Source organism: Faecalimonas umbilicata (genome assembly GCF_042846195.1).
Lineage (GTDB): Bacteria > Bacillota > Clostridia > Lachnospirales > Lachnospiraceae > Faecalimonas > Faecalimonas umbilicata.
Genome location: NZ_AP031411.1, coordinates 1,777,258 through 1,791,739 on the forward strand (window position 1 = coordinate 1,777,258; position 14,482 = coordinate 1,791,739).

Sequence of the window (14,482 nt, forward strand, 5' to 3'; positions counted from 1 at the left end):
CATCTTCTAATCTGGTTTCCCATGTCTCTGTTTGAAATGAACATCTTTCTTTGCTGTCATTTTCGGTTTCTGATAAAATCCAGCAGCCCTGTCATAGCAGGCGCGCAGCTGATATTGATTATTCAATCCCAATACCCCATTTGTATGATTCTGTACAAACCGTTCCAGCTTCACCATATATTCCTCCGGGGTAATCTCTCCCTCTGCCACATAGTTCAAGCCTTTCTCCCAGCTCGCTGTCAACTCAGGATTTAAAAGAGAGCGGATCGAATGTCCAACTACATCAAACACCATCTCCCCAAGAAGCGTCGGAGTGATGATCTGTGTCTTCTTATTCAGCGCGAGATACTTAATATGTATCAACTTCTTTAAAATTTCTGCCCTCGTCGCACTTGTGCCAATGCCGCTTCCTTTTATCTGCGCACGCAGTTCCTCATCTTCAATCAGCTGTCCGGCATTCTCCATCGCAAGGATGATCGAACCAGAATTATATCGTTTCGGAGGAGATGTCTCCCCCTCTTTAATCTGAAACCCTTGCACATTTAACTGCATCCCTTTCCGCAGTTTCTGTACAAGAGAAAATAGATCTTCATCTTGATTTTCATTGTCCTCGCCTGCATCCTCCCCTTTTTTTGTCCCCGGCACACCTGTTACTTTCAGATACCCTTCTTCTACAAGTACTTTAAAAGAAGAGAAAAACTGTTCTTCCTTCCGCTTGGTCACAATACTTACTTTCTGATATACTGCCGGCGGATAAAAGATGCTTAAAAATCGTCTGACAATCAGATCATATACCTGTCTGGCAGTCGGTGCTACAGCCTGCAATGCAGGAAGTCCTTGTCCGGTTGGAATGATCGCATAGTGATCTGTAATCTGCTTGTCATTGACATAGCGAGTTTTCTCTAGCCCTTTGTGACTTCCAAACCGTAAAATATCAGATAGAAACGGTCCTGCCATCTCATATTTGGAAAGACCATTCAGATTTTTATGAATCTCTTTTGCAACCGCAGTCGACAGCACACGCGCATCAGTTCTCGGATATGTAACCAGTTTTTTTTCATAGAGTTCCTGTACAATCCGGAGTGTCTCATCCGGGCTGATTTTAAACCGTTTGGAACATTCATTTTGAAGCTCTGCCAAGTTGAACAACAACGGCGGATTTTTCTTCTCCTTTTTCTTCTCGATGGAGAGGATCTCACAAGTGAGCGGAAGCGGCTGACTCAAATAAGCGATCAACTCCTCGGCCTTCTCTCTCTTCTGAAATCCATTTTCCTTGTAGAGGTCAAACGATTCAAAATACCGTGAGCCTTTGACTGCCCTCCACTCACCTTCAAATGTCTGTCCTTCCACATCAACCGTAGAGATTACACGAAAAAACGGTGTCTTGACAAACTCGCGGATTTCCCTTTCTCTCCGGACGATCATGCCAAGAACACATGTCATCACTCGTCCAACCGAAAGCACTGTATAGTTGGTTTGCAAGTAATTCGAGATGCTGTTTCCATACTTTAGTGTCAGCAATCTCGAAAAATTAATCCCCATCAGATAATCTTCTTTTGCCCGCAGATAAGCAGATGCACTCAGATTATCATAATCTTCCAGTGGCTTTGCCTCCTGGATCCCACGAAGAATTTCCTCCTCTGTCTGGGAATCGATCCAGACACGCTTCCTCACTTTTCCTTTCACTCCTGCCATCTGCTCTACCAGACGGTAAATATATTCTCCTTCTCGTCCGGAGTCGGTACATACATAGATGGTATCCACATCTTCTCTTGTCAGCTGTTCCTTTACAATCTGAAACTGCTTTGCAACCGCCGGAATGACTTCATACTTAAATTCCTTTGGAAGAAATGGAAGCGTATCCAGCCTCCATCTCTTCAACTTCGCATCATATACTTCGGGATAACTCATCGTGACAAGGTGTCCAACACACCATGTTACGATTGCACTGTCCGCCTCCAGATATCCGTCTTTTCGTCTTGTATTCAATTTTAATGCCTTTGCAAATTCCTGTGCGACGCTTGGCTTCTCCGCAATATATACTGATTTTCCCATGTGTACCTACTTTACTGTAAAATGATATGCCGTTGTTGTATGATATGTGCTGCCGGCTTTGCAGACTGGACCTTCAAAGTGCTCTTTGTGGATCGCATCCGGAAAATACTGCGTCTCAAAACATGCACCGCTTCTCTTTCCATAGCAGATTCCCTCTTTTCCTTCTTCATGTTCCACAAAATTAGCAGTGTAAAACTGCATACCCGGAAGATCCGTCCACACTTCCATTCCAATACCACTTTCTGCTCCTTCCATCTCTGCCACCTTACGGTAAGTACCCGGATGGTTCAGTACCCAGTTGTGATCATATCCATTTCCAAGCCGGATTGCCTCATAATCGCTTTCAATCTCTTCGCCGATCATCTTGCCGGAACGGAAATCCATCGGTGTTCCTTCCACCGGAACGATCTCTCCGGTCGGGATCGATTCTGCATCTGCTCTCGTAAATGTATCTGCATCAATCCAGACACGCTGGGCAAGCACATCCTTTTTCTCATGCCCGTCAAGATTAAAGTAACTGTGGTTTGTCATATTCAGAATCGTGTCCTGATCCGGCACAGCGTAGTACTCAATTTTCACCGTGTCATCTTCAGTCAGTGTATATGTCACTTCGATTTTCACTGTTCCTGGATATCCTTGATCTCCGTCTCTGCTCTCCAGTACAAATGTAAGTTTATTGTTGTCCTCTTTTATCACATCCCAGATACGGACATTGAAGAAATCCATCCCACTGTGCAGATTATTACCATTATTATTTTGTGCAAGAGTGTAAGTCTTTCCATTCAGCTCAAAAGAAGCTCCCCCGATCCGGTTCGCACATCTCCCGACAATTGCCCCAAAAAACTTACTTGCCTCTTCATATTTTTGTGGCGTATCATACCCAAGCACAACATCTTTTGGAGTTCCATTTTTATCTTTGACGATCACCTTTACTAACGTCGCTCCAAGATCAGTCACCGCAATCTTTGTCCCATGCTGATTGGAAATTGTGTAAAGTGAAACACTGTTCCCTTGTTTTGTTGTTCCAAATACTGTTTTCTCTATACTCATCGTTCTTCTTCCTCTCTGCTCTGCTTATTTTTTATGAAAAATTTCAAGAAATCTTCGGATCACTTTTGGCTCTCGCCTCTTTTCTGACGGTCTTTCCTGAAGCGCCTCCCGCATAAATACTTCCTGCGCATTCACCTCACGCTCTCTTATTTCTTTCTTTTTATATGTCCCGTCACTTGTCAGGATACGGGTCTTCACATTGTCCGACAGCATGACCTTCAAAAGATGGTTTAGTTGCCGTTTCACTATCGGATCATAGACCGGACATGCAACTTCTACCCGCTTTTCTGTATTTCTTGTCATCATGTCCGCGGAACCAATGTAGATCTTTTGCTCCTCCCGGACCCCGAAACTAAAGATTCTGGCATGCTCCAGGTAGCGCCCGACAATACTGATCACTCGTAAATTTTCTGTTTCCCCTTCAATCCCCGGTAGAATACAGCAAATTCCCCTTACGATCAGATCGATTCTGACTCCCGCTCTGGAAGCCTCGGCAATTTTCTCAATGAAATCCATATCGGTTACCGAATTCATCTTCATGACAATCCTGCCATTTGTCCCCTTTGCGATCTCCCTATCGATCAACAGGAGAATCTTCTGTTTTAAACTTGTTGGCGCTACGATCAGTTCTTCATATCTTCCGTCAAGATTACTGATTGACATATTTTTAAAGAATTCAGCTGCATCTTCCCCGATACTCCGACTGGATGTCATCAGAGAGACGTCCGTATACATCTCCGCTGTCTTCTCGTTATAATTTCCCGTCCCAATCTGAGTGATATACTGTATCTCATTCCGATGGCGGTAGGTGATCAGACAGATTTTAGAGTGTACTTTGTATCCCTCAAATCCATAAATCACCCGGCATCCCGCCTCCTCAAGCCTTTCAGACCAGTCGATGTTATTCTGCTCATCAAATCTTGCCCGCAGTTCGATCAGCACTGTCACTTCTTTTCCGTTCTCTGCTGCTGCACACAGATACTCTACTAGCCTTGTCTTTCGTGCAAGGCGGTAAATCGTAATCTTAATCGTCATGACATTCGGATCCGCGGACGCCTCTTTGATCAGACGGAGAAACGGTTCCATACTCTCATATGGATAAGAAAGCAGAATATCTTTTCTTCGAATCTGCTTCATCATACTGCCTTCTTCCACCATCTTCGCCATCTGAGGAGAAAATGGCTCATACGTCAGTGCACGCTTCATAGAATCTGGAGCCTTATCGATCACTGAGAACATAAACCCGAGCTTCATCGGCACTTTTGTACGAAAAATCTGTTTCGGTGTAATGTTAAATTTACTGCAAAAATACTGTTCCCGCTCTTTACTGAGACTCTCTGCCACTTCAAGACGGACAACCGCCATTCTTCTCCGCTTATGTAATGTCTTTTTCATCCGGTAACGAAAATCATCATTGATATCAAACGCTTCATCATCCGGAGAAATGTCTGCATTCCTTGTCACACAGATATAATTTCGATCCGAGATCTCATACTGACTAAAAATCAGTTCCAAATACTCCATGATCACTTTTTCCATGCGAATATATCGAATGTCATGTCCGGGAAGATATAAGATATCAGAAATAAACTGCGGTACCGGTACAATTCCAAGTAACGATCTGCCATTCTCCTTCAAGGTTGCCGTCACATATATTTCATTGTTCAAAAGATGTGGAAATGGGTGGTTTGGATCTACGATCTGAGGTGACAAAAGCGGAAGGATCTGCTCTCTGAAATATTTTTTTACAAACTTCTTCTCTTGCTGTTCCAGCTCCTTGAAAGACAACCCACAGATTCCATACGGACTTAACTGTTTCTTGATCTCCGCGTATGTCTTCTCCCGCTCTTTATAGAGCGGTGCAACCGCCGTATAGATTTTGTCCAACTGCTGCCTTGCACTCCATCCGGTCTTATCGTCAATATGATTTTCTCCCATCATTCCCATATCATAGAGACTTCCTACCCGGATCATAAAAAACTCATCCAAATTGCTCGTAAAGATTGCGACAAACTTCATCCGCTCCAAAAGCGGCACTGTCGGATCCTGTGCTTCCTGAAGCACGCGCTCATTGAATCGGAGCCAGGACAATTCTCTGTTCTGTGTGTAATTCAATAGTTCTTTTCTCATTTGAACACCTTCCTCTTTTCGCAGTTCCAATCTCTCTTTATCAATTTTCAGTATAACAAATTTCTTATTTCATTTCCATACCCTGTCCTAAACTCCTCCAGAAAGAGAAAAAAGAGGTTCTGCAAAACTGCGGTTCCCCTTCTCTCTTTTCCTTTCTATTTTGCCTTGATATATCCTTTTGCAGTCAGTGTTTCTGCACAGAGCACAGCGCCTCCTGCTGCACCTCTGACTGTATTATGGGAAAGTCCGACAAACTTATAATCGTACACGGTATCTTCTCTTAAACGTCCAACTGAGATTCCCATTCCCTTCTCAAAATCTACGTCCAATTTTACCTGCGGGCGGTTGTCTTCCTCAAGATACTGGATAAACTGCTTTGGCGCACTTGGAAGTTCTAACTCCTGCGGCAGGCCACGGAATGTTACAAGCTTTTCAATCAACTGTTCTTTTGTTGGCTTCTTTGCAAATTTCACAAACACTGCAGCTGTATGTCCATCCAGAACCGGAACACGGATGCACTGTGTTGTAATAACAGGACTGCTTGCTTTTACAATCTCACCATCTTTGATCTGTCCCCAGATTCTAAGCGGTTCCTGCTCACTTTTTTCTTCTTCTCCACCGATAAATGGAATGATGTTCTCCACCATCTCCGACCACTCTGCAAATGTCTTTCCTGCACCTGAAATCGCCTGATAAGTCGTCGCCACAACCTCTGTCGGCTCAAATTCTTTCCATGCAGTCAGCACCGGTGCATAACTCTGGATAGAACAGTTTGGCTTTACTGCCACAAATCCTCTCTCTGTTCCAAGCCGTGCTTTCTGCGCTTCAATGATCTCAAAGTGTTCCGGATTGATCTCCGGGATCACCATCGGCACATCTTTTGTCCAGCGGTGTGCACTGTTATTTGATACAACCGGTGTCTCAGTCTTTGCATAAGCTTCCTCGATTGCCTTGATTTCTTCCTTGGACATATCCACTGCGCTGAATACAAAATCAACACCCGCTGCAACTTTCTCTACTTCATTGACATTCATGACTACTAAACTTTTCACTGATTCCGGCATCGGTGTCTGCATCTTCCAGCGGTCTCCAACCGCCTCCTCATACGTTTTCCCTTCTGATCTTGGGCTGGCTGCCACTGTCACTACTTCAAACCATGGATGATTTTCCAAAAGAGAAATAAATCTCTGTCCTACCATCCCCGTTGCTCCAAGAATTCCTACTCTTAATTTTCTCTCCATCTTTCTTTCCTCTCTTTACTAAACCATTATATTTATCAATCCTGTGCGGAAAACGTATCCGACTGGGACAAATATCGTTTCTGCAGAGAAATCACCTGCTCCATCGCTTCCCGCCCCGGTGCACCAAATGTCTTGCGCTTCTCCACACAAGTCTTCAGGCTGATCGCATCATAAATATCTTCTTGAAATACCGGGGAAATCCTCTGATATTCTTCCAAACTCATCTCTTCCAATGAAATTCCCTTCTCAATGCAGCTTAACACAAGCTGTCCGACAATCCCATGTGCATCCCGAAATGCTACGCCATGGCCTACAAGATAATCTGCTGCATCTGTCGCATTAGTAAATCCGTTTTTCGCGCTTCTTTCCATCTGTTCCTTCTGAAATCTCATCGTGCGGAGCATATCTGTAAACAACATCAAACATCCCTTTGCCGTATCGATCGCATCAAAAGCAAGCTCTTTGTCTTCCTGCATGTCCTTATTATAAGCAAGCGGCAATCCTTTCATTGTCACAAGAAGTGACATCAACGCTCCGTAAACACGTCCTGTCTTTCCACGAACAAGTTCTGCAATATCCGGATTCTTCTTCTGCGGCATAATGCTGCTTCCGGTACTGTATGCATCATCAATTTCAACAAACTGGTACTCATTGCTGTTCCAGATAATAACCTCCTCTGAAAAGCGGCTTAAATGCATCATAACCGTAGACAGTGCGGCTAAAAATTCAATCAGATAATCTCTGTCTGCCACAGAATCCATACTGTTCCATGTGGCACCTGCAAACCCTAACAGTTCCGCTGTATACTCTCTATCCAACGGATATGTGGTACCAGCCAGAGCTCCAGAGCCAAGCGGACAGTAATTCATTCTCCGGTAAACATCCTTCATGCGGGCTCGATCTCGCTTAAACATTTCAAAATAAGCACCCATATGGTGTGCCAATGTGATTGGCTGTGCTTTCTGCAGATGAGTAAATCCCGGCATGAACGTATCGATATGTTCTTCCATGATTCCAAGCAGTACCTCTAACAACTCCTTCAAAAGATGATCCGTCGCATACACTTCATCTCTGATATAAAGCTTCATATCGAGGGCAACCTGATCATTTCTGCTTCTTCCAGTATGTAATTTCTTGCCAGGTTCTCCGATCCGCTCGATCAAAGTCGCCTCCACAAAACTATGAATATCTTCATATTTCTCTGAAATCGCAAGAGAACCGTCTTCTATATCCCTTAAAATTCCTTCCAGACCGGAAATCATTTTCCGTTGTTCTTCTTCTGTCAGAATCCCTTGCTTTGCCAACATCATCACATGCGCGATGCTGCCTCTAATATCCTGTGCATAAAACCTTTTGTCAAAAGAAATCGATGCATTGAACTGATATACCATCTGATCTGTTTCTTTTGTAAAACGTCCTCCCCACAATTGTGCCATATTTGTTCCTCTTTTCTGTTGCTTATTTTTCATAGTCTATCATATTTTTGTATAATTTTCCAATATTATCTTCTCTTTTTACATATTTTTTCTTTCTCTTTTAGGATTTTTTACATATTTTCACTTTTTAGCATTTCTTTCTTCTGAGCTTCTCGCTCTTGTTTTGAGAAGATACAGCCACAGTAATCCTGCCGGTAAAGTCCATACAATCCCGATAATTCCACCGAGCGACGGTATCCATTCTTCTTCTTAAAATCAGACAGAAGATAAGGAACCCCTATCTCTTCCCCGATCCGCTCTCCAATTTCATTTAACTTTGCAGCATTTTTCATCGGGCTGATACTAAGTGTCGTTGTAAAATAATCAAAATTGCCCTTTTTCGCTTCCCTTGCCGCCTCCAAAAGTCTCAGTTCATAGCAGCGAAAACATCGCCTGCCGCCTTCTTTTTCTCTCTCCATCCCTTTTACCGCATCATAAAACAGCTGTTTATCATATTCTCCCGCCAGAAAAGAGATTGGATATTTCGCCGGGAGTTTCTCAATCAGTTCCTTTTGTTCCTGTACCCGCTTGTCATATTCGGTATCCGGATAAATATTCGGATTGTAATAGAACACTGTAATATGAAAATACTGAGACAAATACTCCAGCACATAACTACTGCAAGGTGCACAACAGCTATGAAGTAACAAAGATGGGACTCTGCCATCTTTTTCAAACTGTTTTAACAAGTTCTCCAACTCTTTCTGATAATTTCTCTTTGGCTGTCCCGATATCTTCCGGTTTTCTTCCTTTTGATTCATCCTCCCACCATCTGTTCTTTCTTTCATTTTCTTCACCCTTTGCCCTTTTTCTTTTATTTCTCCTGCTGATATTATACACAACTGATCAAAAAAAACAATCCGCGTTTTTCTGATTGCTCTATCGCCGCACCATTTTCTTTCTTTTGCATAAATTGGATAGAAACAGACTGGAGGCTTTTATGGAAACTATATTAGAATTTCAAAATGTCAGTTATGCCTACCACACGCTGGATGGCGAGACACCTGCTTTAAGCCACATCTCCTTTTCGGTAAAAAAGGGAGAATTTATTGCTATCGTCGGTCCATCTGGCTGCGGAAAATCCACACTCTTATCACTGATTGCAGGGCTGCTCCAACCGGAGGAGGGGCAGATTCTGATCCATGGAAAATCCGTAGAGCTGCGCAATGCCAACATTGGGTATATGCTTCAGAAAGATCACCTGTTTGAGTGGCGCTCCATCTATCGGAATATCATCCTTGGCCTGGAGATCCAGCACAAATTGAACAGCCAGACAAAAGAGAAAGCAAACGAACTGCTAGCCACTTATGGATTGCAAAACTTTGCCAAAGCAAAACCTTCTGAGCTCTCCGGAGGTATGCGGCAGCGCGCTGCCCTTATCCGCACACTGGTCCTTGATCCAGACCTTCTCCTTCTCGACGAACCATTCTCTGCTCTGGATTATCAGACTCGTCTGACGGTTGGAGATGATATCGGACAAATTATCCGAAAAGAAAAAAAGACAGCGATTCTTGTCACTCACGACTTATCAGAAGCAGTCAGCCTTGGAGATCGCGTCATCGTCCTTTCTGCCCGTCCCGCCTCTATTCAACAGACGATCCCGCTTCACTTTGATATGCAGGAAGATACTCCTCTTCTTCGCAGAAATACACCGGAATTTAAAACATATTTCAATCTTGTCTGGAGGGAACTAAATGGAAGTGAATGAGATGTCCGTAAAACAACAGGAATTTTTAAAAGGCAGACAGAAGCACCGGACCATCGTCTCTGTCTTCCGGGTTCTGATCTTGCTTGTCTTTTTTATCCTCTGGGAGATTTCCTCTGCAACCGGACTGATCGACTCGTTTATCTTCAGCAGTCCTTCAAAAATTGTCCGCTGCTTCTGGAATATGGTGTGCGATCGAAGCATCTTCCTCCACGTTGGTGTCACCGTATATGAGACAATCGTAAGCTTCCTTCTTGTTATCTTCATTGCTCTGCTCTGTGCCGTTCTTCTCTGGTTCAGCCCGAAGCTTTCCGAGATTATGGAACCTTACCTTGTCGTGCTGAACAGCCTTCCAAAATCTGCACTGGCACCCCTTCTGATCGTATGGCTCGGCGCCACTCAAACAACGATCATTGTCTCTGGAATGTCTGTTGCAATCTTTGGAAGTATTTTAAGCCTATATACAAGCTTTCATACTGTCGATCAAGAGAAAATCAAACTCATCTATACGCTGCACGGTACTAGATTCCACGCTCTCACAAAAGTTGTAATCCCTCACTCCATTCCGGCAATCATCAGCAATATGAAGGTCAACATCGGCCTATGCCTCGTCGGAGTGATCATCGGAGAATTCCTTGCAGCACGAAACGGGCTTGGTTACTTGATCATTTACTCCAGCCAGGTCTTTAAGCTCGACTGGCTCCTGATGGCTATCGTCCTCCTTTGCATTCTCGCAATGTTCCTATATGCCTGCATCAACCTGCTTGAAAAGCTATACCTCGGAAAACGCCACTCTTGATCACTACTATTGCAAAGAGCCCCTTTTCAATACGAAAAAGAGGGAACCTCTCACCTTTCGAGAAAGTTCCCTCTTTTTTTCAAACATCATTGGATATTTTTGTTATTTCTCCATACTTCCCAATGCTTTTTTCTTCCATTTTCCACGTTTGTAAAAGTAAAATGTAATCAACGCACCCAGCACCCAAGAGCAAAGCAACGAAATGAAAACGCACTCAGACCGTCCATTTGGCAATTCTGGTGTTCTTGTGATCCAGGAAATTCCATAGGCAACCGGTACACGGATCAGCACTGTCGTCACAAGCGAGATCCACATCGGCGTCATCGTATCACCTGCCCCACGCATCACTCCGGACAAGCACTGAGTTGCCCCCATCGCAATATATCCAACCGCAAGAATACGCATCATCCGCATGCTGAGATCAACAAGCTCCTCAGTCTCTGTAAAAATTCCCATCAGATATTTCCCAAAGATCAAAATCAGCCCGGTAATAGTCGCCGATACTCCCATTGCAATCAGAGTTCCCTGCTTTGCTCCCCGGTTGATTCTATCATATTGTTTTGCTCCTGCATTCTGTCCGGCATAAGTCGTCATCGCTGTTCCAAAAGAAAAGTTTGGCATCATCGCAAACCCATCAACGCGCATAATGATTACATTTGCTGCAATGAACATCTCCCCGAAACTATTTGTCAATGACTGCACAATAATCATTGCCATTGAAAAAATTGCCTGTGTCAATCCAGAAGGAAGTCCCAGGCGGATAATCTGTGCCGTATGTTCTCTGCTCATTTTTAAGTGATGTTTTCTAAACTCAAAAATTTCCTTCATATGCATTAATTTCCATAAACAAAGCACCGCAGAGACAAACTGAGCGATCACTGTCGCGAGGGCAACCCCCGCTACTCCCATATCAAACACTGCAACAAATAAAAGATCCAGACCAATATTCAATACCGTTGCAACAAGCAGATAAACGAGTGCCGACACAGAATCTCCAAGACCCCTCAGCACACCACTTAATATATTATAATAAGCCATGCCTGCAATCCCGACCATCATAATGATCAGATAGGAAGTACACCAGTCGATAATGCTTGCCGGTGTGTGGAGCATTTCCAACATCGGTCGCACGACAAATGGAGAAACAATCATCAGAGCTATTGCAACAATCGCTGTCAGCGTCACACATCCTCCGATTGTAGATGATAATTCTTCCCTTTCTTTCGCCCCAAAATACTGGGCAACCATAATACTCACCCCAACTGAAATTCCAATAAACAGTACGATCAGCAAGTTCAAAATCGGGCTGGCACTTCCCACGGCTGCCAGAGCATTATCTCCGACATAGCGTCCCACAATAATACTATCCACCGTATTGTATAATTGCTGCGCAATATTTCCGATCAACATCGGAATCGTAAACAGGACAATCTTTTTCCATGGTGTTCCTTCTGTCATGTCTGTCGGTGTAAACAATTTTTTCCACATTTGTTTCATTTCCCTCACTCCCTCTTTCGTTTTGTTCTGTAATAAAAAAGCAGATATAGACTCTCACCTATATCTGCCTGCCATTCAGCTGAAAATCGGACTTGAACCGACGACCCCTTCATTACGAGTGAAGTGCTCTACCGACTGAGCTATTTCAGCACGATATGATATATTATATTTATTTTCTGCAAACTTACTTTTCTCTGCAAGTTGCTACGAACTATAGTATAATAAAAATTTTCTGAAAAGTCAAGTTTTTTTATTAAAAAACGGCAAAAAGTGGAAGAGATTGGGAACTTTTTGCCGCCTTTCTTATACTGCTTTTCTATTAGCTTTCTTTTTGAATATGAACATCCATTTGCGGATAAGGAATGTTGATCCCCTGTTCATCCATCGTCAGTTTGATTTCCTCCAACAATCTCCATCTGGTCGGCCAATAATCATCGGTTTTCACCCAGGACTTTGACCCGATCACAACAGAACTTTCTGCCAGTTCATCAACATACACTATGATTTCTTCATCTTTTAAAATACTCTCATCTTCAAGAAGAAGAGATTCGATCACTTCCTTTGCCTTCCGCAAATCTGACTCGTAGGAAATCCCTACTTTAATCTCCAAGCGCCTCTTCTCTTTTGCTGTCACATTTGTCAGACTATTATTAGACAGCGCACCGTTTGGAATAACGATCATCCGATTGTCAACCGTTGATAACTTTGTATAGAAAATTTGAATTTCCTTTACCGTTCCTTCATTTCCAGTTCCACTTTCAATAATATAATCTCCCACTACAAACGGTTTCAAAAGAAGGATCAAAACTCCTCCCGCAAAGTTTGAAAGACTTCCTTGGAGCGCCAGACCGATAGCAACACCTCCGGAAGCAAAGAGCGCTGCGATCGATGTCGTATCTACTCCGAAATTTGCCACAAGACTAAAGATCAGAATACAATAAAGCACCACTTTTAACATTGAATCTACAAACTGCTCTACCCCTTTATCTACGTTTGCCCGATTTAAAGATGCTCTGACTAATTTCTGTACCCACCGGATCAGCTTTCTTCCGATAAAAAAGCAGATCAATGACAACACTACTTTCAGACCAAAATTAATGATGTTCGGAATCTGAGAATTGACATATTCGACCAACCGGTTTACATCTTTTGCTGCTTCTTCTACATTTTCTGCTGCTGTTTCCATATCCATAGATGACCTCCTCTTTCGCGCTGTAAATTTAGTTTATCTTCCACTGTTTATTCTAACATAAGAAATGCCCCAAGGTTTCCTCTCTTCCCCTGTGATGCCCGATGCGAAAACAGGAGTTCACTGTTGCAGCAAGTACAGATATTTGTCACTGCAATCTGCTCCTTCGGGATTCCTGCCTCCTGCAGCACAATGCGATTTGCCTCCCAGAGATTTAACTGGTATTTGCCGTTTTCTTTTTCATAAAATAATTTTTCCCAGTATTTCTCATCATAGTTTTCCCGAAACTGCTCAACAACATCTTTGCTGACCTCATAGCAATCCTGACAAATCGACGGTCCGACTGCCGCGACAACATCCTTTGGATCTGTTCCATACAGTTCTGTCATTTTCTCCACCGTCACTTTTCCGATCTTTCCAACCGTGCCCCTCCATCCAGAATGGCTGAGCCCAATCGCTTTTTTTACCGGATCCACGAAAAAAAGCGGCACACAGTCTGCATAAAAAGTAGCAAGGCAAAGTCCGGGCTCATTTGTCACAAGCCCATCCACATCCTTAAGCCCTCCCGCGCATCCCGTAATACATGCCTGCGGAAATAAAAATCCTTTTCCTGCATCGTCTTTTGTTACTTTCCGAACATTCGTTGTATGTGTCTGCGCAGAAAAGACATACTGCTCTGGCGAAATCTCAAGCACTTCTGCCATCCGGTAAAAATTCTCCCGCACTGCTTCCGGATCATCTCCCCGGGAAAAACTTAAGTTCATCGAGGCATAGATTCCCTCACTGACTCCTCCAAGTCTTGTAGAAAATGCGTGTCTCACACACTTCGTATGTTCTAAAAGCGGGTAGGACAGATAGGTTACGCCCGCTTTTTCTTTTACTTCCAATACATTTCTTTCGTCTGTTTTCTTCCAACGATTCTCCAATGCTCTCTCCTCCCTTTATTTTTCGTCAAACATCTGTGCACCATATTTATCCTGGTTCTCAAAATGCATCCCGGATCAGGCAGATCTCCCGTCCTAAAATACTAATCACATCGAAGCGACAGGGCATTTCTGCTATCCCATACTCCTGCAAGTATGCTGCCGCACATTTGTAGATTGTTTGCTGCTTCTTGACTCCGACTGCCTCTGCCGGTTCTCCTTTTCTCGTATCCGAGCGATACTTAACCTCACAGAATACAAGCATCTCTCCGTCTTTCGCAATTAGGTCAATCTCCCCGTATCTGCACCGATAATTACAGGAAAGTATCTGAAAGCCACATGCTTCCAGATACTCTGCTGCCATTTTCTCATACTCCCTTCCGATCTGTCGCTGATTCCCCATAAAATGCTTTCCTCT

General features: G+C 43.5%; 12 protein-coding genes and 1 tRNA gene. 2 read left to right on the forward strand and 11 right to left on the reverse strand.

Features of this window, described 5'->3' with window-relative positions:
* Window positions 1–6: 6 nt before the first annotated feature.
* From ACGG81_RS08450 to ACGG81_RS08475, 6 genes are all read right to left on the reverse strand, one after another.
* Window positions 7–2,055, reverse strand: a complete 2,049-nt coding sequence (locus tag ACGG81_RS08450) for a DNA topoisomerase (RefSeq protein ID WP_390107826.1) — start codon at window positions 2,053–2,055, stop codon at window positions 7–9.
* 6 nt (window positions 2,056–2,061) lie between these two features.
* Window positions 2,062–3,105, reverse strand: a complete 1,044-nt coding sequence (locus tag ACGG81_RS08455; RefSeq protein WP_390107828.1) for an aldose epimerase family protein — start codon at window positions 3,103–3,105, stop codon at window positions 2,062–2,064.
* A 24-nt stretch (window positions 3,106–3,129) separates the two neighbouring features.
* The gene (ppk1, locus tag ACGG81_RS08460) at window positions 3,130–5,235 is read right to left on the reverse strand and encodes a polyphosphate kinase 1 (RefSeq protein WP_390107831.1); all 2,106 of its coding nucleotides are present in this window, start codon (window positions 5,233–5,235) and stop codon (window positions 3,130–3,132) included.
* A gap of 155 nt (window positions 5,236–5,390) precedes the next feature.
* The gene (gene asd / locus ACGG81_RS08465) at window positions 5,391–6,476 is read right to left on the reverse strand and encodes an aspartate-semialdehyde dehydrogenase (protein WP_120090825.1); all 1,086 of its coding nucleotides are present in this window, start codon (window positions 6,474–6,476) and stop codon (window positions 5,391–5,393) included.
* 35 nt (window positions 6,477–6,511) lie between these two features.
* On the reverse strand, window positions 6,512–7,912 hold the full coding sequence (gene argH, locus ACGG81_RS08470; protein WP_009262082.1) for an argininosuccinate lyase: 1,401 nt from the start codon (window positions 7,910–7,912) through the stop codon (window positions 6,512–6,514).
* 110 nt (window positions 7,913–8,022) lie between these two features.
* Window positions 8,023–8,712, reverse strand: a complete 690-nt coding sequence (locus tag ACGG81_RS08475; protein ID WP_207637121.1) for an epoxyqueuosine reductase QueH — start codon at window positions 8,710–8,712, stop codon at window positions 8,023–8,025.
* A gap of 179 nt (window positions 8,713–8,891) precedes the next feature.
* Here ACGG81_RS08475 and ACGG81_RS08480 point away from each other — a divergent pair, with 179 nt between their 5' ends.
* On the forward strand, window positions 8,892–9,659 hold the full coding sequence (locus tag ACGG81_RS08480) for an ABC transporter ATP-binding protein (RefSeq protein ID WP_008975254.1): 768 nt from the start codon (window positions 8,892–8,894) through the stop codon (window positions 9,657–9,659).
* Window positions 9,646–10,455: an ABC transporter permease gene (locus ACGG81_RS08485; protein ID WP_120090826.1), complete on the forward strand. Its 810-nt coding sequence runs from the start codon at window positions 9,646–9,648 to the stop codon at window positions 10,453–10,455. The genes ACGG81_RS08480 and ACGG81_RS08485 overlap by 14 nt, the downstream gene beginning before the upstream one ends.
* 102 nt (window positions 10,456–10,557) lie before the next feature.
* On the opposite strand, the gene ACGG81_RS08490 is transcribed toward ACGG81_RS08485, so the two are convergent.
* The 5 genes from ACGG81_RS08490 to ACGG81_RS08510 all read right to left on the reverse strand — a co-directional run bounded on the left by ACGG81_RS08490 (window position 10,558) and on the right by ACGG81_RS08510 (window position 14,467).
* The gene (locus tag ACGG81_RS08490; RefSeq protein WP_016438522.1) at window positions 10,558–11,952 is read right to left on the reverse strand and encodes an MATE family efflux transporter; all 1,395 of its coding nucleotides are present in this window, start codon (window positions 11,950–11,952) and stop codon (window positions 10,558–10,560) included.
* Between the two features lie 77 nt (window positions 11,953–12,029).
* Window positions 12,030–12,102 (reverse strand) — tRNA-Thr (locus tag ACGG81_RS08495).
* A gap of 169 nt (window positions 12,103–12,271) precedes the next feature.
* The gene (locus tag ACGG81_RS08500; RefSeq protein ID WP_008975251.1) at window positions 12,272–13,144 is read right to left on the reverse strand and encodes a mechanosensitive ion channel family protein; all 873 of its coding nucleotides are present in this window, start codon (window positions 13,142–13,144) and stop codon (window positions 12,272–12,274) included.
* Between the two features lie 47 nt (window positions 13,145–13,191).
* Complete coding sequence (pgeF, locus tag ACGG81_RS08505; RefSeq protein WP_016438520.1) at window positions 13,192–14,067, reverse strand: peptidoglycan editing factor PgeF; 876 nt, start codon at window positions 14,065–14,067, stop codon at window positions 13,192–13,194.
* 58 nt (window positions 14,068–14,125) lie between these two features.
* A complete protein-coding gene (locus tag ACGG81_RS08510) occupies window positions 14,126–14,467 on the reverse strand; it encodes a YraN family protein (RefSeq protein ID WP_390107836.1) in 342 nt (113 codons plus the stop codon).
* Between the last annotated feature and the right edge of the window lie 15 nt (window positions 14,468–14,482).